This is a genomic window from Yeosuana sp., from assembly GCF_057126245.1.
Genome location: NZ_DBNGMQ010000063.1, coordinates 61,773 through 85,860, shown reverse-complemented (window position 1 = coordinate 85,860; position 24,088 = coordinate 61,773). Strand labels below are relative to the sequence as shown.

Genomic DNA, 24,088 nt, shown 5'->3' with positions numbered 1-24,088 from the left:
CATAGACTAATATAAATGAAAGAATTATTAAAGAAGTTTGAAAACAAAGAACCGGAAATTGTCTTTAATTGGAAAGATTCTAAAACTGAAGCGGAAGGATGGGTAGTTATCAACTCACTTAGAGGAGGTGCTGCTGGTGGAGGTACAAGGATGAGAAAAGGTCTGGATATGAATGAAGTTTTGTCTTTGGCAAAAACGATGGAAATTAAATTTACTGTTTCTGGACCCCCGATTGGAGGTGCTAAATCTGGAATTAATTTTGATCCTAATGACCCAAGAAAGAAAGAAGTGTTGGAACGTTGGTATAAGGTAGTATCTCCGTTGCTTAAAAGTTATTATGGTACTGGTGGTGATTTAAATGTTGATGAAATTCATGAAGTAATTCCTATTACAGAAGAAAGTGGAGTTTGGCATCCTCAGGAAGGAGTATTTAATGGGTTTTTTAGACCTACTGAGGCAGATAAAATTAACAGAATTGGTCAATTACGTCAAGGTGTTATAAAAGTTATTGAGAATCCGTTTTATTCACCTAGTGTTTCAAGAAAATATACAGTGGCAGATATGATTACTGGTTTTGGAGTTGCAGAAGCAGTTAAGCAGTATTACAATATTTATGGTGGCAACATTAAAGGTAAAAAGGCTATAATTCAAGGGTTTGGTAATGTAGGTGCGGCAGCCGCATTTTACTTATCACAAATGGGCGCTAAAATAGTTGGGATTATAGATGCTGTTGGAGGGCTTATAAATGAAGACGGATTTACATTTGAAGATATTAGAAGTTTATTTTTAGCAAAAACAGGAAATACATTAGTTAGTGATAATTTAATATCATTTGAAGAAATCAATAAAAAAATATGGTCGCTTAACGCAGAGATTTTTGCGCCATGTGCTGCATCGAGATTAGTAACTATTAATCAGATAGATGAACTTATTGATAACGGTTTAGAGGTGATATCATGCGGTGCAAATGTGCCATTTGCAGATAAAGAAATTTTCTTTGGACCCATAATGGAACGTACAGATAATAGAGTTAGTTTGATACCTGATTTTATTTCTAACTGTGGCATGGCAAGAGTTTTTGCCTATTTTATGGAGCGAAAAGTTTTAATGACAGATGAAGCTATTTTTAACGATACATCAAACATAATAAAGGAAGCAATAGAAAATGTATATAATAAAAAACATAGTAAAACGGGAATTAGCGAGACCGCATTTGAAATCGCATTAGATCAACTTATTTAATTAAAATTTATGGAAGCAGCAATTATTTTGGTATTTGTAATGGGTTATTTAGCCATAACCATAGAGCATAGTATAAAGATAGATAAACTTATCCCAGCCCTTGTAATGATGGCTATTTGTTGGGCATTAATAGCATTAGGTCTTGATGGTTTTTCTCAATGGTTTGATTCTTCGAAACATACTTTATTAGAAGGATTTGGAGCCTTTACTTCAGATGAAAAAATGCATTTAATGGAAGAAACGCTTTTGCATCATTTAGGGAAAACTTCCGAAATTTTAGTATTTTTATTAGGGGCCATGACTATTGTTGAAATCATCGATTATTTTGATGGCTTTTCAACCATAAAAGATTTTGTGAAAACTAAAAAGAAAACGAAGATTCTATGGATTTTTTCTATTTTGGCATTCATTTTATCTGCCATTATTGATAACCTAACAGCAACTATTGTTCTTATTTCGATTCTTCAAAAAATTGTAAAAGACAGAAATGTACGTCTGTGGTATGCTGGTTTAATTATAATAGCTGCCAATGCTGGTGGTGCTTGGTCTCCAATAGGAGATGTAACGACTACTATGCTTTGGATTGGTAAAAAAGTTTCAACTGGTCATTTAATGGGATATTTATTGCTTCCATCATTCTTATGTATGGCGGTGCCATCTTTTATTGCTTCTTTTTTACCAGCGTTTAAAGGTGATTTGGAAGTTGATGAGAATGTCGAAGAAAAAAAGAAATCGAAGTTTAGTGGCACGATGTTATATTTAGGTTTAGGGGCTATTGTTTTTGTGCCTGTTTTTAAAATGATTACTCATTTACCACCATATGTTGGTATGATGCTATCTTTAGGATTTGTAGCCGTTTTTGCAGAAATATATAGTAATTCTAAATTTAGTATGTCACACTTTGATGCAGAAGAAAGTGATGCTCATGCCTTACACAGTCCTGTTCATCATTCGTTATCAAAAATAGAATTACCTAGTATTTTATTCTTTTTAGGAATCTTAATGGCAGTAGCGGCATTAGAATCTTTAGGGATTTTATTTGGTTTTGCCGAATCATTACAAGAAACTATGCCAATGTTAGGTACCGAGATTCATGCGGGTGAAGGGGTTTCAGATCTTGTAGTCCTTTTATTGGGAGTGGGTTCTGCTGTTATAGATAATGTGCCTTTAGTAGCGGCTAGTTTAGGAATGTTTCATGAACCAATGGATGATGAGCTTTGGCACTTTATAGCCTATTCAGCTGGTACGGGAGGTAGTATGTTAATTATTGGTTCTGCAGCAGGAGTTGTTGCAATGGGAATGGAGAAAATTGATTTTTTCTGGTATTTAAGAAAGATTTCGTGGCTAGCTTTAATTGGGTTCCTTGTAGGTGCTGCTGCATTTATGTTTACTAGAACATTATTTTAATATACTTTAATAAGAATTTGGCCGTTATATAATCGGTTAAAAAAATACACCATATGATAAACACACTCATACAAAATGCACAAGAAGGAGTAGACATACTTCAAGAAGGTGAATCTGTTGAAAAAACACTATCAATTATTGAATTAATTGGTAGTGGAGGAATCGCAGGACAATTTATAATAGCTATTTTATTTTTAATGCTTGTATTAGCTACTTATATTTATTTTGAACGTTTGTTTGCTATAAAAGCGGCCTCAAAAGCAGATGCAAATTTTATGAATCAAATTAAAGATCATGTGAGTCATGGTAAAATTGATGCAGCTCAAATATTGTGTGCTCAGGTAAATTCACCTGTATCTAGATTAATAGGCAAAGGTATTACTAGAATAGGAAAGCCACTGGCAGATATTAATACAGTTTTAGAAAATGCAGGAAGATTGGAGATTTATGGGCTGGAAAAAAATGTAAGTATGTTAGCCACTATTTCGGGGGCTGGTCCTATGATAGGATTTCTAGGTACCGTAATTGGAATGATATTAGCAATATTTGAACTTGCAAATGCTGGAGGAACTATTCAAATGGATGTTCTGGCTAGTGGTCTTTATACAGCAATGACCACAACAGTTGCTGGATTAATTGTGGGAATTGTTGCTTTTATGGCATATAATCATTTGGTAGTAAAAACTGATAAAGTCGTGTATCAAATGGAAGCAAATTCGCTTGAGTTTTTAGATCATTTAAACGAGCCATCATAATATGAATATTAGAGGAAGAAATAAAGTATCTCCAGAATTCAATATGTCTTCTATGACAGATATTGTGTTTTTGCTACTTATATTTTTTATGATCGCATCTACTTTGGTTTCTACCAGTGCTATAGATATATTATTACCCAAGGCGAGCGGGAAAACCGAAAACAAGAAATCTGTTGCTGTAAGTATAAAGAAAGATTTGACTTATTATATTGACCAAAAGCGTGTTGGTGAAAGTGTTTTAGAATCCGAATTAATTGCTGCTCTTTCATCTGAAGAAAAGCCGACTGTGGTTTTGCGTGCCGAGAGATCAGTGCCCGTTGAAAATGTGGTTAAAGTTATGGATATTGCCAACAGAAATAAGTTTAAAGTGATATTGGCAGTTAAGCCAAATGATTAATTAAAAAATGGGTTACTGATTTCTGATGAAATATTTTGAAACCAAACATGAAAGGAATTCTGCCAAATTAACAACTTTAATTACGGTTATTTTAATTTTGTTATTATTTGTAGTAGGGGCGCAATATATGGATCCGCCAATAGAATATGGTGTCGCCGTTAATTTTGGTAATACGGACTTTGGTAAGGGAACAGTTCAACCCTTAAAACCGGTTAAATCTGAACCAAAAGAAATTAATGAACCTTATCAACCTGAAGTTTCTAAAACGGAACCTCCAAAAGCCGCTGAAGCAAAAGAAGAAGTTTTAACACAGGAAAATGAAGAAGCCATTGCTATAAAAAAGCAAAAACAGGCTGAAGCAAATGCGAAAGCAATTGCGGATGCAAAAGCTAAAGCAGAGGCCGACCGAATCGCCAAAGAAAAACAAGAGCAAGAAGATAAAAAACGAAAATTAGACGCCTTAATTGGCGGTGTTAGTAAGTCTGAAGGCAGCACCACAGGAAGTGAAGGTAACGATAATAAAACTGGTGATAAGGGGCAGCTAAATGGAGATCCATACGCACCAAGTTATTTTGGAGATCCTGGTACCGGTAGTGGAGGTGTTGGATATGGTTTAAATGGAAGAGGTAAGGCGACATATCAAACTTTAAAACAAGATTGTAATGAATCTGGTCTGGTGATAGTAAAAATTATTGTCAACAATAGCGGAAATGTTGTTGAAGCTGTTCCTGGTTTTAAAGGAACAACCAATACAGCGGCTTGTTTATTAGAACCTGCAAAGAAAATCGCCTTATCTCATAAATGGAGACCAGACCCTAATGCGCCTTCAAAACAAATAGGTTTTGTTAAAGTAAACTTCACTTTAGGGCAATAGAATGACATATCAGGATACCTTAAATTGGATGTTTTCTCAACTACCAATGTACCAAAACCAGGGTAAAACAGCTTTTAAGGAAGATTTATCTAATACCCTAAAACTAGCTAAGCATTTAGAAAACCCAGAAAATAATTTTAAATCAATACATGTTGCAGGAACCAATGGAAAGGGCTCAACTAGCCATATGTTGGCATCTATATTACAAGAAGCTGGTTATAAAGTAGGCTTGTATACCTCGCCGCATTTGAAGGATTTTAGAGAGCGAATTAAAATTAATGGAAATGTTGTTAGTAAACAGTTTGTTATTGATTTTATAAAAAGAAATAAGTCCTTTTTTGAACAGCATTCTTTATCCTTTTTTGAGATGACTGTAGGAATGGCATTCCAATATTTTTCTGAAAACAAAGTAGATATAGCTGTTATTGAAGTCGGACTTGGAGGAAGACTTGATTCAACCAATATTATCACCCCAGAAGTATCAGTAATTACTAATATAGGCTTAGATCATATGCAGTTTTTGGGAGATACTTTAGAATTAATTGCTTTTGAAAAAGCGGGTATAATAAAACCTGGGATACCTGTGGTGATAGGGGAGACTCAAAAGGAGACCACTAATATTTTTAATAAAACAGCAACAGAAAAAAAAGCTAAAATTGTTTTTGCAGATCAGAAAAATAAAGAAACGTTTCAAAGTGATTTAAAAGGGTATTATCAATTAAAAAACATAGCAACAACGGTTCAAACAATTAAAGAACTTCAATTAAAAGGTTATAGGGTAACAAAGGAGCATATTGAAAGCGGATTATTAAATGTTGTAAAAAACACTGGTTTGTTAGGTAGATGGCAACAATTACAATCAAATCCTAAGGTTTTTTGCGATACGGGTCATAACAAGGAGGGGCTGGCCTATGTTATGAAACAGATCTCAAATGAGAATTTTGATGCTTTACATATAGTTTTTGGAGTCGTAAATGATAAAGAGTTAGGGACGATTGTTCAATTATTACCTAAAAATGCGACTTATTATTTTTGTAAACCTCATATACCTCGAGGTTTAGATGCCTTTATTTTGAAGGCATATATGAACAAAGAAGGATTTTATGGGAATGCTTATCCTTCAGTAAATGAGGCCTATAAAGAGGCTTTAAGTAAAGCAACAACCAATGATTTTATATTTGTTGGAGGCAGTACTTTTGTAGTTGCTGAAATAATTTAATTTTTTACATAAAAAGTTTTTGCAGTATTAAAAACTACTTTATATTTGCATTCCAATTATTGGGGCAATTAGCTCAGTTGGTTCAGAGCACCTCGTTTACACCGAGGGGGTCGGGGGTTCGAATCCCTCATTGCCCACCAAATAAAAATCCTACTAGAATTAGTAGGATTTTTTTATTTTTCATTCTGTCATAATAAGCTCATCAAGCCTTCTGTGTAATAGATAATCTAATAACAATGGCCATCAGTAGCCAAATAATAAATGTTTCACCATTAGACATCTCATAAGTAGAGCCGGCCAATTTTGCTATCCCCAAAACAATGTAAATAACGATTGGTGATAACACTAAGCATAAAACAAGATTCAGAATCGATTTTTTAAAATCCATAATTTGATAATTTGTTTGGTTAATACTAAAAATTTAATTGTAAAATAAAATGTCAAGTTAAAGATACTAAATTTTTAATATGGTTGAATTTCAAACTTATGAATTCTCGTTTATCAGATAAAAAACAGATTTGATGTTTTATGGCATAAAAAATTTTAGATGAACAGAAAAGATAGCTATAAGCTTACTAATCAATTAATTCTCATTACTCTTATATCCATAGGGTTAATTACTTTGATGTTTTTTATTTTGTAAGAGTTTTTTAATTAATTTTGATGTCATTTAGGGTCATTAACTCAGTTGGTTCAGAGTGTTACCTTGACAGGGTAGAAGTCACTGGTTCGAATCCAGTATGACCCACATCAAAGACAATCCCAATGCCTGTCATTGGGATTTTTGCTTTGGGAAAACCCAAGTCGGAGATTGGCGGGTTTGTAGGAAACAAAAAGACCTGGAGCGCAAAAAGCGTATTGGAATGTATGTGCATGAGTGGTTTTCTCTGAATCACTTTAGTAATCCAGTACGACCCACATCATTCGGAAAATCTGTATGACATACAGATTTTTTTTTATATTTGAAATTTTAATATTAACGCTATGATTTTAGAAAATATAAAAACATCCTACAAAGAAATATTTCAATCTTATTTTAATGCTTCTCTCGAAAAGCACATTAATAAGATTATTGAGTTAGATGCCTACTTACCTTATAGTTCTACCTTTTTCTGTATTACTAATACTCAAAACTTGTCTTTTGAATATATAAGTAAAAACATGTTTTCCTGTTTAGGCTTAGATTATGACGTAATGAAAAGTAAAGGCATGAATTATTTTTGGAGTAGAATGCATCCTGATGATATTGAACCTTGGCTCCAGGCACTGAATGAACTTATGGCCTTTACCTTGTCAAATATTTCGGTAGAAGAACGATCTAGAATGAGCTACACCTGGAATTATAGAATTAAAAATGTTCATGATGTTTATGTAAATGTTATTCAGAATACAACACCTTTAGAATTTGATAAAAATGATAAGCCAATCATAGGATTAGCACATTATACTGTTTTAGATTCAAAAATTAAGTTACAAGTTTCTGCAACAGCTAAATTATTAAATGAACATAATGAGTACGAAACCAAGTTCTTTAATAATTATTCTCAAAAATTATTTTCTGCCAGTATTAGTAACAGAGAACGAGATGTTGTTCGACTGTTAGTATTAAATAACTCTAGTAAACAGATAGCAGAAAAGTTAAATATTAGTTCAAATACTGTAGATACGCACAGACGAAATATTTTAAAGAAACTTAATGTTTCCTCAACGGGAGAGCTTATAGGAATGATTAAAACTAAGGATTACTTTATATTTTAGTCATTAAAGTTATTAATAATCTTAAAAAATACTCAAATTGAGTATTGCCTAATATACTTTTTATAAATATGTTTGCCATGCTATTAATCAATTCTTAGGGAGAATTTGAAATTTGAAGAGTGTCTATAAGGTTTATTCCTTTTAGGCGCTTTTTTTTTTGGATTAAATTATTTCAAATTTTTAAAGTAAATTATTAGGAATTTAAACAACAAATTAGGAGACTGTTTAAATAATCTTATAAAAAGGTTTTAAGAATAACTTACTTAAAAAAATCTAAAGTTCGCTCTAAAGCCATGCCACGAGATCCTTTAATTAGAAAAGTTATGTTTGTAAGCTGTGAAAAGTTAAAGTCAGTTTTAAATTCCTGAAAAGATTTGAATAATGAAACTTTAGGAGAAACAATCTTTGTTTTAAAGAAGTTTTCTCCAATAAGAATAATATGATTAAAAGGCATAGTTGATGCTAAGTCTGCTATATATTGATGTTCTTTTGGTGCATCTTCTCCAAGTTCAAACATATCTCCAAGAATAGCGATTTTATCTCCTGATTGTTTTTCAAAATTTAATAAAGCAGCTCGCATGCTAGTTGGGTTGGCATTGTAAGCATCTAATATTATCTTGTTAGAGTCTTTTAGTATGATTTGTGAACGATTATTGGATGGGGCATAACATTCTATTGCTGTCTTTATATCACTTTTTTCAACTTTAAAATAGTGGCCAATAGTTATCGCTATCGCTATATTGGTAAAATTATAATCACCAATTAGTTGACTATGTATTTCTAAACCGTTATATAAGCACTTTACGAATGGTTGGGCATCAACAAATTTGATATTGACATCTTTATTTGAATCGCCAAAAGAGATTCTTTTAGCTATTTGAGTTTTATCAACTTGAATGGGGTCATTTGCATTAACAAAAATGGTTTTATTATTTGAAATTAAATAATCATACATTTCACTTTTCCCTTTAATAATGCCTTCTACACCTCCAAAACCTTCTAAATGTGCTTTACCATAATTGGTTATTAATCCGTAATCAGGTTGAGCAAGGTTACATAAAAATTCAATTTCTTTTTGATGATTAGCGCCCATTTCAACAATGCCTATTTCAGTCTCCTTATTCATAGACAAAAGAGTTAAAGGCACACCAATATGGTTGTTTAAGTTTCCTTTGGTAGCTGTGGTTTTATATTTTTTAGATAGAACAACGTTTATAAGTTCTTTAGTTGTAGTTTTTCCATTGCTTCCTGTAAGCGCTATTATTGGTATTTTTAAATAATCTCTATGAAAAGACCCTAACTTTTGAAGTGTTTCCAAAACATTATCTACTAAAATAGTCTGTGATGACGTGTTGTATTCAGCCTCATCAATAACAGCGTATTTTGCACCATTATTTAGGGCTGAGTTTGCATACGTATTCCCATTAAAATTATCGCCTTTAAGAGCAAAAAACATGTCGTTCTTATGTATATTTCTCGTATCCGTACTTACTAAATTACATTCTAGAAATAGGGTGTGAAGTTGACTTATATCCATGAATTAAAAGTAAAAAAAAAGTCTTAACAATTGAATGTTAAGACTTTTTTTAATTTATATTTTAGAAGAATTAATTCTTCGTTTTATTTTTGTCTTTAGATTTTGAACCTACTCTCGACATCGCACATCTAAACCCAATATAGTCGGTGGCCATATCCTGTGGGAAATAGCGCCTTTGAGCTGGATCTAACCAGTATTCTCTATCTTTCCAAGAACCACCCTTGTAAACTCTAACTTTATCGTTAATAAGAGACGTTCTGTTATTACTCTTGTCGTATTCTCTAACTAAGTTACCATCTTCATCCCTAGTTACAGAATGTTTAGGTGAGTTATACATTTCTCCAGTTAGAGATTCCTCATCACCACTTTCATCATCAAAGTTTTGATCATACTTTCTAGATGAGCGTCTATCACCATCTCTAAAGTTTATTTCATTACTTTTATCAAAATTGGTTCTTAAGTAAGTCTCATTTTCATCAACAGGAACTTGTAAAATTTCACCAGGTAAGTTTCTAGCTATAATTTTTCCGTTTGATAATGTATCATATACAATGTCTTCTGGAGTCACAACTTTTACTGTACCATCTTCATTTAAAGCGTTTTTAGTATAAACATTTCCGCGATAATAGTTGAAATCATTAAACTCATCATCAACGATAGGTCTGTAAACATCAGCAACCCATTCAGCAACATTTCCTGCCATATCATATAAGCCATAATCATTAGGCTCATAAGACTTTACTTCGTTTGTGATGTCAGCGCCATCATCAGACCAACCTGCGATTCCACCATAGTCACCTTTTCCTTGTTTGAAGTTAGCTTTTTGGTCGCCTTTGCTTTTACGTGAATCAGATCGTGTGTACTGTCCATCCCATGGGTATTTTTTACGACCACGGTATAAGTTATAGCTACGAATTTCTGATAAACCTAAAGCGGCGTATTCCCATTCTGTTTCTGTTGGTAGTCTGTATTTTGGAGAAATTATCCCAGTTTCTCTGGTTGCATATAGGTTTGTTTCATTACCATCAGCATCTACCATAACATTTCTATTTCTACCACCTTCTTCATTGATGATTTCTTCATTTCCGCCATAAGTTAATGTTGGCGCATTAATGTAAGTGTCCGTATTAAAGTTAGATTCAGCATTTACATCTGTAATCATCGCATCTCGTTTAATGTAACCAGCTTGCGTTAAATTGGCTTCATTAACTCTGTCTGTTCTCCAATTGGCAAACTCAACAGCCTGAATCCAGCTAACACCTACAACAGGGTATTCGGCATAACCCGGATGACGTAGGTAATTTTCAGTCATTACTTCATTGTAACCTAATCTATTTCTCCAAACAAGCGTGTCCGGTAATGCACCATGATAAATGGCTCTAAAATTTTCTTCAGTTGGCGGGTAAACCCTTTTAATCCAATCTAGAAATTCTAAATACATGACATTAGTAACTTCAGTTTCATCCATATAGAATGACTGAACATGCTGTTGGTTTGGGGTATTATTCCAATCATGCATTACGTCGTCTTGAATACGACCTTTGGTAAAGGTACCACCTTCAACAAATACTAAACCAGGTGCAGTTTCTTGTTCTTTGAAATCAGTGTTATACTGAAAACCACCTTCACGGTTATTTATTTGCCATCCAGTTGCCCTGGAACTATTCTTATTACTGGTAGATTTTTTACATCCAACCATAGCTAAAAATAACGTCAAAACTATTAAAGTCTTGAATGCTAATGCTTTTTTCATATCCATTTATTTAAGTAAGCTAATCAATTTTGGTGCTGCAATATAAGAATTAAACCCAATACTGCAAGCGATTTTTCACATTTTAACGAAAAAAATGTGTATTTCACCCTATTTTTTTGACATTACAACGATGATTTTGCTGTTTTCTGCCTCTATTTTGTCTTATAACAACGTAGATTTTAGTAAAATATTATTGTATTTTTGAAGTGTTTATTAAAATTGTTATTTCTATGATAATAACAGGGAATAAATCTCGTTTATCAAACAATGAAAAAGAAACTATTACTATTTATTTTTTTTACGTCGTATTTAATCTTTTCTCAGCAAAAGAGTTTTACTATTGATTGGAATGGTTTTAAAACCTTATCAAGTGAATCGGTTTCAATAAAGGTTCCGTCTTTTAATAGTGAAAATTTTAGCTTTGGTTTTGAAACGGGATTACGTTTTGTCTCCCAATGGAAATCGTCAATTAATATTGATGAAACAAATATTGTGCTAAATAATGTAACATATTCATCGATATCTAAACCAGATTTAAAAGATTTGGATGCTAGTAAGATACCTAATGAGGTGGTTTATGAGTTGAAAAATTCAAAGGCCAGAAACGAGCAATTTGCCTTTTTCTATATAAGTCCTATTATTAAAGATGGTAATGGGAGTTTTAAAAAAATCACTTCTTTCACTATTACATATACCGCCATAAGAAGTAATAAGACAACTTTAAATAAAATAGGTAAAGCTTTTAAAGTAACTGATAATTCCGCATTAAATTCTGGAGAATGGTACAAATTTTATGTCGATACCACTGGTGTTTTTAAAATCACGAGAAGTTTTTTACGGGAATTGGGAGTGAATGTTAATAGTGTTGACCCAAGGAATTTAAAACTTTTTGGAAATGGAGGTGATATGATTCCATATTCAAATAGTGTTTCATATCCTTTAGATATTCAAGAGAATGCCATTAAGGTTGTTGGAGAGGAAGATGGTGTTTTTAATAATGAAGATTATGTGTTGTTTTATGGGGTAGGACCAAAAGGATATCAAGTAGAAAGTAATACGAATATTAATTGTTATACAGATAAAACCTATTATTTCATTAATATAAGTCCTAGTGCTGGTAAACGCATTCAACCTTTTGCTCAGCCAGTCGGAACCATTGATTTAGCCATTAATACCTTTCAAGATTATCAATTTCATGAGGTTGATGAATATAATATAGCCGCTTTTGGCAGGCGTTGGTTTGGAGACAGATTTGGTGTTGAAAATAATAAGACATTTACATTTGAATTTCCCGGCTTGGTAACATCAGAACCAATTAGATTAAGAACCTTTGTCGCGGGTGTTTCATCTTCACAAACGTCGATGCAGCTTTTAGTAAATGGGAACTCTGTTGCTACATTTTCATTATCGGGAGCTTCATCACCATCAGTAGCCAGCGAAGCTTCATATACTGGTAATGTTAATGTAAGTTCTTCAACGATTTCTGTAGATCTTAATTATAATAATTTAGGAAACCCGAGTGCTTTGGCTTATTTAGATTATATATCAATTGAGGCAACTAGAACTTTAAATTTTTTAGGAAATCAGTTCCAATTTAAGAATAATGAGACCGCATTAACTTCCGGAATTGGAGAATATACTATTACAAATGCTTCAGAGATAGCAGAAGTTTGGGATGTTACTGATATTTTTAATGTAGCTAATTTTATAAATTCAGAAAGTCTGTCAAATTTAAGTTTTACATCAACACTTGGGACTTTAAAAGAATATGTGGCCGTTACTCAAAAAGATTATTTTGAACCTAAAAGAGATAGTAACACCTCAGTAAGTAATCAGGATATTAAAGGAACTATTTTTTTAGATAATCAAGGACAGTTTCAAGATATCGATTACATTATCGTTGCTCCAAATAATATGATGAGTGAAGCAGAGCGATTGGCAGAAATTAATAGGAATCAATATAATTTAAATGTAAAGGTAGTAGCACTAGACAATATATATAATGAGTTTAGTACGGGGAATCAAGATATTGGCGCTATAAGAAATTTGATTAAATACGTTTATGATAATGCAAGTGCTCCTGAAAAGAAGATTAAATACCTTTGTTTGTTTGGAGACAGTTCTTATGATTATAAGGATAGAATTACCAATAACACAAATATAATACCCTCTTGGCATGCTTATAATAGTTTTAGTTTAACAAGTTCTTACGTTTCAGATGATTTTTATGGTATGATGGATTCAAATGAAGGAAACATGCAGACTAGTGATAAATTAGATATTGCGGTTGGAAGAATTCTAGCAGATACCCCACAACGAGCAAAAGAACTTGTAGATAAAATTGAATCGTATTATAAAAGAGAATCTTTTGGAAGTTGGAGAAATAATGTAGTAGTGGTTTCTGATGATGTTGATCAAGATTGGGAAGGTATTTTACAAGGAACTACCGATAATGTTGGGAATCTTATTACCCAATCTAAAGCTTTTGTTAATGTTAATAAAATACATTCAGATGCATTTAAACAGGAATCATCCGCCGGAGGAAACAGCTATCCACAGGCAAATGAGGCTCTATTAAATGCCATTGATAATGGTGCATTAGTAATTAATTATTTTGGTCATGGTGGTGTAGAACAGTTAGCATCAGAGAGTATTTTAGTAAAATCAGATATTTTAGGTTTAAGAAATTATTTTAAACTTAACTGTTTTGTTACTGTTACCTGTGAATTTACAAGATTTGACAACCCTTTTAGAGAAACTGCAGGTGAGTTTACGTATTGGAGTAAAGATGCTGGAGCAATAGGGTTAATAACTACTACAAGACAAATTTTTGTAACTACTGGAGTTACATTAAATGATGTTTTGGGGCAATATCTATATTCTTACAGTAATAATGATTCTTATGAATATTATGAATACCCTTCAATGGCAGAAGCATTAAGACTTACAAAAATTGATCCCAATGTTTCTGGGATTGGCCAAAAGCGATTGGTGTTCTTTATTGGTGATCCAGCCATGAAGCTTGCGTTTCCAAAACCAAATATTAGGCTCACTAAAATAAACGATATTCCTATTGGTCAGTCAACAGACACTTTAAAAGCTTTAAGCTATGTTAAATTAGCAGGCGAAGTAACGGATATAACGGGTAATGTTATGAACAATTATAATGGGGCATTATCTACAACCATTTATGATAAAGAAATAAACAGGCAAACACTTGCTAATGATGGAATTAGGTTAAACGGAGAGCTTGTTAAACTAGACTTTACCACTTTGGGAGAAATTATATTTAGAGGTAAGGCAACCGTTTCAAATGGACAATTTGAGTTTGATTTTGTAGTACCTAAAGATATTGGAGTTCCAGTTGGATTTGGAAAAGTAAGTTTTTATGCAGAAAATGAAACGGTTTTAGAAGATCAAACAGGAGCTAGTATCAATACAGTAAAAATAGGTAGCGTTAATGAAAATGCTCCAACTGACGAGGTAGGACCGTTGATATTACTTTATATGAATGACGAAAATTTTGTTTCTGGAGGTATCACTAATGAGTCGCCAACATTATTAGTTAAGCTGGAAGACCTAAATGGTATTAATACAGCTAGCGGCATTGGGCATGATATAGTCGCCATTCTTGATGGTGATGAAACAAATCCTTTTATTTTAAACGATTATTATCAAACAGAATTAGATGATTATCAAAAGGGAGTTGTAAGTTATCCTTTTAGAGATCTAGCACCAGGACTTCATACCTTAACAATTAAAGCGTGGGACGTTTATAATAATTCATCAACTGCGGAAATTCAATTTATTGTTTTTGATAAAGATCAAGAATTGGTTGTAAATAATGTGCTTAATTACCCAAATCCATTTGTTAATTATACAGAATTTTGGTTTAATCACAATAGTTCAGACCCTTTAGACGTTTCTATACAAATATTCACTGTCTCAGGAAAGTTGGTAAGAACCTTAAATGGGCAAACCACAGGAGGGATTTATGCAACCAGTTCGCTGTCTAGAGACATTGTTTGGGATGGAAGAGATGATTTTGGAGATAAAATAGGCAAAGGCGTCTATATATATAAATTAAAAGTAAGATCACCGCTTTTAAATAAGACCGTTGAAAAACTTGAAAAACTTGTTATACTATAATAAAAAATTATATTTGTTAAATTAAATATTTTAAATGAAAAGATTTATCATAACCATAGCTTTAGTATTACTAATAGTTAAAGTAAATGCACAAACTACAATAATTCCGAATGAAAATGACAGTCGCGTAATTACTACAGGCATTCCATTTTTGTTAATAGCTTCTGATGCACGAGCAGCAGGTTTGGGAGATATGGGAGTTGCAACTTCTGTAGACGCTTATTCTCAACAATGGAATTCTTCAAAATATGCATTTTCTGAAACCAAGTCCGGAATAGCTGTTAGTTATACGCCTTACCTAAGTAAATTAGTAAATGATATTTTTTTAGGAAACCTTACTTATTTTAATCGATTAGATGAAAGAAGTGCCTTTGCCTTAAGTTTAAGGTATTTCTCTTTAGGTGAAATAGAATTTGTTAATAATGAAACAGATACACCTAGAATACAAAAACCAAGTGAACTTTCTCTTGATGCATCTTATGCTTTGCGATTATCAGACCAATTTTCAATGGCTGTAGCAATGCGGTATTTGCGTTCAGATTTAAGAATTCAAGGTGTTGATGGGGATGTTTCGCCAGCAAATACCTTTGGAGTTGATATTTCTGGATACTATCAGAGTGAGGAAGAAGCTTATTCTGATTTTAATGGACGTTGGAGAATGGGCTTTGCTATTCAAAATTTGGGCCCAAAATTTAAATACGATGATGGAGGACTTGATAATTTTCAACCAACAAATTTAAGATTGGGTGCAGGTTTTGATTTTATTTTTGATCAATATAACAAAGTATCCGTAACTGCTGAAGTAGCGAAATTATTGGTGCCAACACCTCCAATGTATGGTACAGAGTTTAATTATACAGATGAGAATGGTAACGGTGTTTATGATGAAGGTGATACTTTAGGAAGTTCTGTAGCTGAAAATGTTATTTACAAAGGTCAAGACCCAAATGTTGACTTTTTATCAGGTGTTTTTCAATCGTTTGGAGATGCTCCAGGCGGTTTTAGTGAAGAATTGAAAGAATTTACATGGTCTTTAGGAGCAGAATACGTGTACCAAGATTCTTTTGCTTTTAGAGCAGGTTATTTTAATGAAAGTGAAGAAAAAGGAGCCAGAAAGTTTTTAGCATTAGGAGCCGGTTTTAAATATAATGTCGTTAATATTGATTTATCATATTTGTTTTCAGCATCTAAAGTTCAAAGCCCATTAGAAAATACCTTACGCTTTTCTTTAACTTTCAATATTGGTGCTGGCGAATATCAAGAATATTAATCTAAAACAATAAATCAAATAAGATAAACTATTGTTCTTTCATAAGAGCAATAGTTTTTTTGTCTAAAATTGTTTCTTAACTTTATTGAAAAGAACTCGCCAAATGAAAGAATTAAAAATTGAATCAACAATTTATATTTTTGATACTTTAGAAGAATTACCTAAAGAAGTCTTGTTGTTGATGAATAACGCTATTGAAGCAAGGAAGAATGCCTATGCGCCCTATTCTAATTTTAGTGTTGGCGCAGCCTTATTATTAGATAACAATGAAGTTATAACCGGTAATAATCAGGAAAACGCCTCTTACCCGTCAGGGTTATGTGCAGAACGTACTGCTATATACTATGCTGGGTCACAATATCCTAATGCTAAAATTATTAGAATGGCTATAACTGCTGCGTCTAAAAAAAATAAAACAACATCACCTATTCCTCCATGCGGGGCTTGCAGGCAAGCTATTGCTGAGTACGAAGTGAAACAAGATATACCTATTGAAATATATTTTATGGGTGAAGAAGGTAAAATTGCAAAATCTAATTCTTTAGCTAATTTATTACCACTTATTTTCGATAAAACTGTACTTTAATACCTTAATGTATTCCATAAAATTTAGTTGATAAAACAAAGTAATTTTTTTGATATAAAACTAATTATTGAGAAAATTTATAAAATACGCAATATTGCATCTTTAGAGCTCGTTTTTTAATATTTTTTTGACTTTAATTAAGTTAGGTTTTTTCAATAGCATACAAAGTATTACTTTTGTACTTCTCATAAGTAAAACCAATAATAGTCGATGCAAAAAATCACTAAAAAAACATACCTAAAATGGTATGAAGATATGCTGTTCTGGAGAAAATTTGAAGATAAGTTGGCAGCAGTTTATATCCAACAAAAAGTAAGAGGTTTTCTCCATTTATATAATGGTCAAGAAGCCATACTAGCAGGCGCTTTGCATGCTATGGATTTAACAAAAGATAAAATGATTACGGCCTACAGAAATCACGTTCAGCCAATAGGTATGGGTGTTGACCCTAGACGTGTTATGGCAGAATTATATGGAAAAGCGACTGGAACATCTCAAGGTTTAGGTGGTTCGATGCATATATTTTCTAAAGAACATGGCTTTTATGGAGGCCACGGTATTGTTGGAGGTCAAATCCCTTTAGGTGCTGGAATGGCATTTGGAGATAAGTATCATGATAGGAATGCCGTTACTATATGTTGTTTTGGAGATGGTGCAGCGCGCCAAGGATCTTTACATGAAACATTCAATTTAGCTATGCTATGGAATCTTCCCGTAGTTTTTGTTTGTGAAAATAATGGGTACGCTATGGGGACATCTGTTGCCAGAACTGCAAACCATACTGATGTTTGGAAACTGGGAAAAGGGTATGAAATGCCCTGCGGTCCCGTTGATGGTATGAATCCTGTAAAAGTTGCTGAAGCATTTGACGAGGCAATTCAGAGGGCCAGAAAGGGTGGGGGTCCAACATTCTTAGAATTAAAAACATATCGTTACAGAGGGCATTCAATGAGTGATGCGCAGCATTACAGAACTAAAGATGAGGTTGAAGAATACAAAAAAATTGATCCTATTACTCAGGTTAAAAAATTAATATTAGATAATAAATACGCAACTGAAGACGATTTAAAAGTGATTGATAAGCGTGTAAAAGATTTAGTATCAGAATGTGAAAAATTTGCTGATGAATCGCCATATCCAGATAAAAATGTTATGTATGACGTGGTGTATGAGCAAGAAGATTATCCATTTATACAACATAAATTATAAGCTATGGCAGAAATTATAAATATGCCTCGTTTGAGCGACACCATGGAAGAAGGTACTGTGGCGACGTGGTTGAAGAAAGTTGGAGACAAAATAAGTGAAGGCGATATTTTAGCTGAAATTGAAACGGATAAAGCGACAATGGAGTTTGAGTCGTTTCATGAAGGGACCTTACTTCATATAGGTGTTCAAGAAGGTGAAACAACAAAAGTTGATGAACTTTTAGCAATTATAGGAGACGATGGAGAAGATATTTCCAGTCTTTTAAATTCAAAGTCTGAATCACCAAAAGAAGAAGAAAAAGAACCAGTTAAAGAAGAAAAAGCTACTACTGAAGTTTCAACTAAAGATGATATTCCAGAAGGTGTTACTGTTGTTACTATGCCTCGTTTAAGTGATACGATGGAGGAAGGAACGGTTGCTACTTGGTTGAAAAAAGTTGGTGATGAGGTAAGTGAAGGTGATATTTTAGCCGAGATTGAAACAGATAAAGCCACGATGGAATTTGAATCTTTTCAATCGGGTACGCTACTTTATATAGGAATTAATGAAGGCGAATCTGCTAAGATTGATTCACTTTTGGCTATTATTGGTCCAGCAGGAACAGATGTTTCAGGTATTGCATCTAATTTTAGTGTAGATTCTGGTTCAACAAATTCAGAAGAACCAGTCAAGGCAAAAGAAGAACCTAAAGACGTTGCTCCTTCTAAGCAAGAAGATAAAGCTGTATCCCCAAGTGCAGCTCCGTCAGCGTCTTCTAACGGAAGACTTTTTGTATCGCCATTAGCTAAGAAAATGGCAGAAGAAAAAGGTGTTAATTTATCAGAAATAACAGGTTCTGGTGAAAACGGAAGAATCGTAAAACGTGATATAGAAAATTTCACACCTGCGACTGTATCATCAGCTGCTGCGGTTGGTAAGTTTGTACCTTCAGGTCAAGAAGATTTTGATGAGAAGCCAAACTCTCAAATGCGTAAAGTGATAGCTAAACGTCTTGCAGAATCTAAATTTACAGCGCCTCATTATTATTTAAATGTAGAGTTTGATATGGACAATGCGATTGCATTCCGTGAACAATTTAATTCCATTCCAGATACTAAAATATCATATAATGATATCGTTGTAAAGGCTTGTGCGTTGGCATTAAAACAGCATCCACAAGTTAATTCGCAATGGTTTGCTGATAAGATGCGTTTAAATAATCATGTACATATTGGAGTCGCAGTTGCTGTAGAAGACGGTTTAGTGGTACCAGTAGTTAAATTTGCCAATGAACAAAGTTTACCTCAAATTGGAGAAGCGGTTAAAGATTTTGCAGGCAGAGCAAGAAATAAAAAGTTAACACCTGCAGAAATGGAAGGGAGTACTTTTACAGTATCCAATTTAGGTATGTTTGGTATTGAAAGTTTTACGTCTATAATTAATCAACCTAATTCAGCTATTTTATCTGTTGGTAATATTATTCAAAAACCAGTGGTTAAAAATGGTCAAATAGTAGTTGGTAATACTATGAAATTATCTTTGGCTTGCGATCACAGAACAGTTGATGGAGCAACAGGTGCTCAATTCCTTCAAACATTAAAGGGGTTTATTGAAAATCCGGTCACTATGTTGGTCTAATATTTATTGAATATTATTTTATAATACAATAAAAATAGCCTGCTTTATTTTAAGCAGGCTATTTTGTTAATTAGCGGTTGGTTTAATATTTTGATTGACTCTAAACAAGTTATTAGGATCAAACGTCTTTTTAATGCGAGCCAAGCGTTCATAATTATCTTTATAACTAGCCTTTACGCGTTCTTGTCCTTCATCCATCATAAAGTTAGAGTAAGCGCCTCCAGAAGAATATGGATGTAGAGCTTCCCAATAATCTTTACACCAATGGGTGATTTTATCAGCATTTTTAGGGTCTGGGTCTACGCCTACAATGACACCTGCATATTTTGCGTCTCTATAGGCCCAAGGCGTATCTTTTATACCAACTCTACTAGCGGCTCCACTAATTGGATATAAATGCATTTGAGACAATGGCGTTGGAATTTTAGATCCAAACTTTAAATGTTGTGCTCTTACTTTGGGTCCCAATTCATTAAAAAAGTCAGCACGCCAATACCATTGTAATCCTGGAGGCATTAAACCATCAAACAAGGTTTGGATAGAAGGATATGGCATTTCACCAACATGAGCAAAAACGGGATTTAAATCCATAGCTGGTTTAATCAACTTATCGAATTCCTCTTGGCTGCCTGTATAGCACCATACAATCCCACAATATTGGTTTCCATGCAAGAAATCAGGAAATGGTGGACCAGGGATTATCATTGCAGCAATAAACCCATTTAATTCATCGGGAGCATCATTAATGAATTTATGATACCATTCCATGATTTCTTCAGTTCTTTCAATAGGCCATAAAGTGGGACCTCCAATAACATTTTTTACAGGATGCGCTTGAAACTTAAATGAGGTAACTATGCCAAAGTTTCCACCTCCCCCACGAATTGCCCAAAACAAATCGGTATTTTGATTAGCATTTACAGTAACAAAAGTGCCATCAGCAAGAACCATATCAACTTCCAATAAATTATCAATAGTTAAACCATATTTTCTAGATAGGTGACCCACGCCACCGCCAAGAGTAAGTCCTCCAACGCCAGTAGTTGAAATTATCCCAGCAGGAACAGCTAGTCCAAATGGATGTGTGGCATGATCTACTTCTCCCCAAAGGTTGCCACCACCAACTCTTACCGTATTATTTGAAGTGTCTATACGAACAAATTTAATTCCAGATAAATCGATAACAAGCCCATCATTACATAAGCCTAATCCGCCCCCATTATGGCCACCACCCCTAACGGCGATTAATAAATTGTTTTCTCTTCCAAAATTTACAGCTGCTATAACGTCTGCTACATCAACACACATAACAAATAAACCTGGATGTTTATCAATCATGCCGTTATAAACTTTTCGTGTTTCGTTATATTTGGAATCTGATGGTTTTATAAGTTCGCCTCTTAATTTTGAGGCTAAGCCTTCAATTATGTCAGGCTTTAAATTTTTAACTAATGTTTTCATTTGTATAGTTTTAGGTTGGTTGCAATTACTTATTTTCCTATCATCATGCCTTTTAATGACCATAAAATGGATAAGACATCTTTTTTAGAGTTTTCATCAATATTATTTTTATCTAGAGCCATAAAAATATCATCCATTACGTGCATGTATTCTGCAGGACTTATATTCATGCCTGTATGCGCCGTTACCATATCTTTTCCTTTATAGTTGTTTGGTCCACCACTGCCAGCACTAAAAAAATCAATCGTATGATTTTTAATAATAGCTAATCGTTCAGGTTGTTCTTTTAAAGGAAGAAACCGTGCATTTACTGCTGTGTTGTTCATGTGGTTCTCAACGGTATCATCAACGATTGCTGATATACCATTTCTGCCTCCAAGTCTGTCGAATAATGTTTTCATTTGGTTGGTTTTTAGTTTAGTTTGTTAATTAAATTAGTTATTATGTGGTTTTTTCAAATTGTGAAAAATGCTCATGTGTTATTTTCCAAGTACCGTTTACTTTTACAAAATCTTAATAGTTTTACCTTTAGTTTTTTAGTGGAGAATGGTGTTCGTGAACCATCTTCCAGCCATCATTTGTTTCCACAAATAGCAGGGTGATTTGGTCGTTTACAATAACAAGGTCTTCACCGAATTTTAAATGAAAATTAGAGTGAAATGTTAGATTGGCTACGTGACCATATACAGCAATTTTCAAATCTTTTGCGTCAAACTTTAATACTTCGGTGACAGAACCAAAAACGTTTCGTTCGTGGATTTCGTTTGCTTCACTACCATTTCTTAGTTCTCCGTTTTTAAATTCTGTAAACTTTGGCCCATAGGCATGAAAAGAGATGAGTTTATCTATATCTCCGTCTTTTATGCTTTGTGCAATAGCCTCAAAAGTTGCCATGACTTCCTTCTCAGCTTGTGGGAATTGAGCTTTGATAAGGTTCGTTTGTGCGATACAGGTTGTAGATAAAAAACCAAATATCATAATAAATGTATATAATAATCTTGTTCTCATAATAATATATTTTAAAGGTTTTAGTTGTTTTTAAGTGTTTTGCCACTAATTAGTTTAATGGTGAATGATGTTCATGAACCATTTTCCAACCTTTTTTTGATTTAACAAATAACAAGGTTATTTGGTCATTCACAATAACAAGGTCTTCACCAAATTTTAAATGAAAATCTGAATGAAACGTGAGATTAGCAACTTCTCCATATACAGCAATTTTCAAATCTTTCGCGTCAAACTTTACTACTTCAGTAATAGAACCGAAAACATTACGTTCGTAAGTTTCATTTGCATCACCTCCATTGCGAAGTTCTCCATTTTTAAATTCGGTAAACTTTGATCCATAAGCATGAAAAGAGATGAGTTTATCCATGTCACCATTTATAATGCTTTGCGCAATTGCACCAAATGTTTCTTGCACCTCTAACTTGGCATCAGAAAATTCAGGGGTTATCAGGTCTGGTATTTTCTTTTTTCCTTTTAAAGTAGCTTTAGAAGTCACAGGGGCTATAAGGTCTGGTATTTGTTCTGGTGCCTTATCTTGACTACACCGAGAAATGAACATTGAAAAAATCATAATCAATGCAATTTTTAATTTTGTTTTCATAATTTTGAATTTATTGGCTATACATCAAAACTATGAAGAGTGAAATGAACCAACCTTTACATTTAATTCAAAAAAGTAGAATTTTGAGCCATTGAAAATTTTAGCGACACAATAATGTTACATTATATGTTGCTGAATATATTTTGACGGTAGAATACCGTATTTGTTTAGAAAGCATTTTGAAAAATAAGCGGCACTATTAAATCCTGTTTCAAAGGCGATTTCTGAAATATTTCCTTTTTGTTTGTATAATAATTGTAATGCCTTATGCAGTCTAAATTCTTTTAAAAAATTATTGGGTGATAGCCCAGTTAAGGTTTTTAACTTTCTGTTTAATTGTGATTTACTATAGCCCATGGCCTTACTAAAGAAACTAACATCAAAATCAGATTTATGCCATTTGTCTTCAATAAAATCCATTAATTGAGTAAGAAATTTTTCCTCAGCAACTTTTAATATTCTTACCGATTCTTTATCAATAGTGGCATTTCTGTTTTCACTTTCATAAAGTGAGTTAACCTCAGAGGTAATAACAAAAGGCTCTTTTATAATATCGCACATCCGAGTTGCTAAGGTTATAGCGTCTTCAAATATATTTTCTTTATCAGTTACTGGAATACCTGAACTTAATGCAATGTTTAGTTTTCTACTTGAAGGGTCAAACTTAGGTGTTACATATTTAAATTGAAATTGAATTTTTTGCGCACATAATACAGCATCTGTAACCGATTTAAAAGACACTAAATAGTTATTATTGTTTTTCTTTACAATATTTCCATTAAATTGATTTAAACGTTTTGAAACGCTATTATGGAATTTTTGAGTAAATATGGTATATTGATTGGCTTCAAGTCGATCAAGATAATTACTAGTTTCAATGACCATTAAAACTCTAAATGCCGGGTCGTTTATTATATTTAGTTCTGTATTTTGAGATTTCTCCGGATCTTCAATACGTCCTAAAAAAGATTCAACTATGTTACCATCAACCTCAATGATGCGTAATGGCACATCACCGTGTGCCTTAGTATGTAATTCTTTAAGAGCTTTTTTATTAGGAGCTTCAATCAAGCAGAAAGCTGTTTGTCTTTTTTCATCACACCAGTATGTTAATCCACGACAATTAAATTCATGTTCAATTTTTAAATCGGCTTGATGCATTTCTGCAACATGTTCAGCAGTAACACCATCAGGCATTTCATGGAGGTCTAAATATATTGGCATAGTATGTATTTTTATCCAATT

At 33.2% G+C, this 24,088-nt stretch carries 19 protein-coding genes and 2 tRNA genes; 14 read left to right on the top strand and 7 right to left on the bottom strand.

Translation table 11 applies throughout. The features are described from left to right. Positions 1–15: 15 nt before the first annotated feature. From AC15TD_RS07805 to AC15TD_RS07765, 9 genes are all read left to right on the top strand, one after another. Positions 16–1,242, top strand: a complete 1,227-nt coding sequence (locus AC15TD_RS07805; RefSeq protein WP_484451575.1) for a Glu/Leu/Phe/Val dehydrogenase dimerization domain-containing protein — start codon at positions 16–18, stop codon at positions 1,240–1,242. A 9-nt stretch (positions 1,243–1,251) separates the two neighbouring features. Next, on the top strand, positions 1,252–2,649 hold the full coding sequence (nhaD, locus tag AC15TD_RS07800; RefSeq protein WP_484451574.1) for a sodium:proton antiporter NhaD: 1,398 nt from the start codon (positions 1,252–1,254) through the stop codon (positions 2,647–2,649). Between the two features lie 53 nt (positions 2,650–2,702). After that, positions 2,703–3,404 carry a MotA/TolQ/ExbB proton channel family protein gene (locus tag AC15TD_RS07795; RefSeq protein ID WP_484451573.1) on the top strand — a complete coding sequence of 234 codons (702 nt, stop codon included), beginning with the start codon at positions 2,703–2,705 and terminating at the stop codon, positions 3,402–3,404. Position 3,405: 1 nt separating this feature from the next. Continuing rightward, positions 3,406–3,801 carry an ExbD/TolR family protein gene (locus AC15TD_RS07790; protein ID WP_484451572.1) on the top strand — a complete coding sequence of 132 codons (396 nt, stop codon included), beginning with the start codon at positions 3,406–3,408 and terminating at the stop codon, positions 3,799–3,801. 25 nt (positions 3,802–3,826) lie between these two features. Beyond that, the gene (locus AC15TD_RS07785) at positions 3,827–4,675 is read left to right on the top strand and encodes an energy transducer TonB (RefSeq protein WP_484451571.1); all 849 of its coding nucleotides are present in this window, start codon (positions 3,827–3,829) and stop codon (positions 4,673–4,675) included. Position 4,676: 1 nt separating this feature from the next. After that, positions 4,677–5,894 (top strand): bifunctional folylpolyglutamate synthase/dihydrofolate synthase, encoded by a 1,218-nt coding sequence (locus AC15TD_RS07780; protein WP_484451570.1) that lies wholly within the window; start codon positions 4,677–4,679, stop codon positions 5,892–5,894. 62 nt (positions 5,895–5,956) lie between these two features. Next, a tRNA-Val gene (locus AC15TD_RS07775) sits at positions 5,957–6,034 on the top strand. Between the two features lie 533 nt (positions 6,035–6,567). Further along, positions 6,568–6,642, top strand: a tRNA-Val gene (locus tag AC15TD_RS07770). A 236-nt stretch (positions 6,643–6,878) separates the two neighbouring features. After that, positions 6,879–7,652, top strand: coding sequence for a LuxR C-terminal-related transcriptional regulator (locus AC15TD_RS07765; RefSeq protein WP_484451569.1), 774 nt, complete (start codon positions 6,879–6,881; stop codon positions 7,650–7,652). A gap of 259 nt (positions 7,653–7,911) precedes the next feature. Here the strand turns inward: AC15TD_RS07765 and AC15TD_RS07760 are convergent, their stop codons facing one another. Continuing rightward, entirely contained in the window at positions 7,912–9,189 is a 1,278-nt protein-coding gene (locus AC15TD_RS07760) for a UDP-N-acetylmuramoyl-tripeptide--D-alanyl-D-alanine ligase (RefSeq protein ID WP_484451568.1), read from the bottom strand. A 70-nt stretch (positions 9,190–9,259) separates the two neighbouring features. Further along, positions 9,260–10,948, bottom strand: a complete 1,689-nt coding sequence (gldJ, locus tag AC15TD_RS07755) for a gliding motility lipoprotein GldJ (RefSeq protein ID WP_484451567.1) — start codon at positions 10,946–10,948, stop codon at positions 9,260–9,262. Positions 10,949–11,209: 261 nt separating this feature from the next. Between gldJ and porU the strand changes: the two genes are divergently transcribed. The 5 genes from porU (at position 11,210) to AC15TD_RS07730 (ending at position 19,773) form a co-directional block, all read left to right on the top strand. Continuing rightward, on the top strand, positions 11,210–15,091 hold the full coding sequence (gene porU / locus AC15TD_RS07750) for a type IX secretion system sortase PorU (RefSeq protein ID WP_484451566.1): 3,882 nt from the start codon (positions 11,210–11,212) through the stop codon (positions 15,089–15,091). A gap of 34 nt (positions 15,092–15,125) precedes the next feature. Beyond that, positions 15,126–16,361 carry a type IX secretion system outer membrane channel protein PorV gene (gene porV / locus AC15TD_RS07745; protein ID WP_484451565.1) on the top strand — a complete coding sequence of 412 codons (1,236 nt, stop codon included), beginning with the start codon at positions 15,126–15,128 and terminating at the stop codon, positions 16,359–16,361. Between the two features lie 103 nt (positions 16,362–16,464). Next, entirely contained in the window at positions 16,465–16,947 is a 483-nt protein-coding gene (gene cdd / locus AC15TD_RS07740) for a cytidine deaminase (protein WP_484451564.1), read from the top strand. Between the two features lie 210 nt (positions 16,948–17,157). Next, positions 17,158–18,156, top strand: a complete 999-nt coding sequence (gene pdhA / locus AC15TD_RS07735; protein WP_484451563.1) for a pyruvate dehydrogenase (acetyl-transferring) E1 component subunit alpha — start codon at positions 17,158–17,160, stop codon at positions 18,154–18,156. A gap of 3 nt (positions 18,157–18,159) precedes the next feature. Continuing rightward, entirely contained in the window at positions 18,160–19,773 is a 1,614-nt protein-coding gene (locus AC15TD_RS07730) for a pyruvate dehydrogenase complex dihydrolipoamide acetyltransferase (protein WP_484451562.1), read from the top strand. 66 nt (positions 19,774–19,839) lie between these two features. Here AC15TD_RS07730 and AC15TD_RS07725 read toward each other — a convergent pair whose 3' ends face one another. The 5 genes from AC15TD_RS07725 to AC15TD_RS07705 form a co-directional block, all read right to left on the bottom strand. Beyond that, on the bottom strand, positions 19,840–21,234 hold the full coding sequence (locus tag AC15TD_RS07725) for an FAD-binding oxidoreductase (RefSeq protein ID WP_484451561.1): 1,395 nt from the start codon (positions 21,232–21,234) through the stop codon (positions 19,840–19,842). Positions 21,235–21,263: 29 nt separating this feature from the next. Continuing rightward, on the bottom strand, positions 21,264–21,635 hold the full coding sequence (locus tag AC15TD_RS07720) for a group I truncated hemoglobin (RefSeq protein ID WP_484451560.1): 372 nt from the start codon (positions 21,633–21,635) through the stop codon (positions 21,264–21,266). A 127-nt stretch (positions 21,636–21,762) separates the two neighbouring features. After that, the gene (locus AC15TD_RS07715) at positions 21,763–22,242 is read right to left on the bottom strand and encodes a YybH family protein (protein ID WP_484451559.1); all 480 of its coding nucleotides are present in this window, start codon (positions 22,240–22,242) and stop codon (positions 21,763–21,765) included. A gap of 49 nt (positions 22,243–22,291) precedes the next feature. Then, complete coding sequence (locus AC15TD_RS07710; RefSeq protein WP_484451558.1) at positions 22,292–22,843, bottom strand: nuclear transport factor 2 family protein; 552 nt, start codon at positions 22,841–22,843, stop codon at positions 22,292–22,294. Between the two features lie 117 nt (positions 22,844–22,960). Further along, positions 22,961–24,067, bottom strand: a complete 1,107-nt coding sequence (locus AC15TD_RS07705; RefSeq protein ID WP_484451557.1) for a nickel-binding protein — start codon at positions 24,065–24,067, stop codon at positions 22,961–22,963. Between the last annotated feature and the right edge of the window lie 21 nt (positions 24,068–24,088).

What these genes read in the sequence shown, in the direction of transcription:
- AC15TD_RS07710 (WP_484451558.1), bottom strand. Translation starts at nt 22,843, where the DNA reads ATGAAAACAAAATTAAAAATTGCATTGATTATGATTTTTTCAATGTTC.
- AC15TD_RS07805 (WP_484451575.1), top strand. Translation starts at nt 16, where the DNA reads ATGAAAGAATTATTAAAGAAGTTTGAAAACAAAGAACCGGAAATTGTC.
- porV (WP_484451565.1), top strand. Translation starts at nt 15,126, where the DNA reads ATGAAAAGATTTATCATAACCATAGCTTTAGTATTACTAATAGTTAAA.
- gldJ (WP_484451567.1), bottom strand. Translation starts at nt 10,948, where the DNA reads ATGGATATGAAAAAAGCATTAGCATTCAAGACTTTAATAGTTTTGACG.
- porU (WP_484451566.1), top strand. Translation starts at nt 11,210, where the DNA reads ATGAAAAAGAAACTATTACTATTTATTTTTTTTACGTCGTATTTAATC.
- AC15TD_RS07790 (WP_484451572.1), top strand. Translation starts at nt 3,406, where the DNA reads ATGAATATTAGAGGAAGAAATAAAGTATCTCCAGAATTCAATATGTCT.
- AC15TD_RS07765 (WP_484451569.1), top strand. Translation starts at nt 6,879, where the DNA reads ATGATTTTAGAAAATATAAAAACATCCTACAAAGAAATATTTCAATCT.
- pdhA (WP_484451563.1), top strand. Translation starts at nt 17,158, where the DNA reads ATGCAAAAAATCACTAAAAAAACATACCTAAAATGGTATGAAGATATG.
- AC15TD_RS07715 (WP_484451559.1), bottom strand. Translation starts at nt 22,242, where the DNA reads ATGAGAACAAGATTATTATATACATTTATTATGATATTTGGTTTTTTA.
- AC15TD_RS07720 (WP_484451560.1), bottom strand. Translation starts at nt 21,635, where the DNA reads ATGAAAACATTATTCGACAGACTTGGAGGCAGAAATGGTATATCAGCA.
- AC15TD_RS07760 (WP_484451568.1), bottom strand. Translation starts at nt 9,189, where the DNA reads ATGGATATAAGTCAACTTCACACCCTATTTCTAGAATGTAATTTAGTA.
- AC15TD_RS07795 (WP_484451573.1), top strand. Translation starts at nt 2,703, where the DNA reads ATGATAAACACACTCATACAAAATGCACAAGAAGGAGTAGACATACTT.
- AC15TD_RS07730 (WP_484451562.1), top strand. Translation starts at nt 18,160, where the DNA reads ATGGCAGAAATTATAAATATGCCTCGTTTGAGCGACACCATGGAAGAA.
- AC15TD_RS07785 (WP_484451571.1), top strand. Translation starts at nt 3,827, where the DNA reads ATGAAATATTTTGAAACCAAACATGAAAGGAATTCTGCCAAATTAACA.
- cdd (WP_484451564.1), top strand. Translation starts at nt 16,465, where the DNA reads ATGAAAGAATTAAAAATTGAATCAACAATTTATATTTTTGATACTTTA.
- AC15TD_RS07780 (WP_484451570.1), top strand. Translation starts at nt 4,677, where the DNA reads ATGACATATCAGGATACCTTAAATTGGATGTTTTCTCAACTACCAATG.
- AC15TD_RS07725 (WP_484451561.1), bottom strand. Translation starts at nt 21,234, where the DNA reads ATGAAAACATTAGTTAAAAATTTAAAGCCTGACATAATTGAAGGCTTA.
- nhaD (WP_484451574.1), top strand. Translation starts at nt 1,252, where the DNA reads ATGGAAGCAGCAATTATTTTGGTATTTGTAATGGGTTATTTAGCCATA.
- AC15TD_RS07705 (WP_484451557.1), bottom strand. Translation starts at nt 24,067, where the DNA reads ATGCCAATATATTTAGACCTCCATGAAATGCCTGATGGTGTTACTGCT.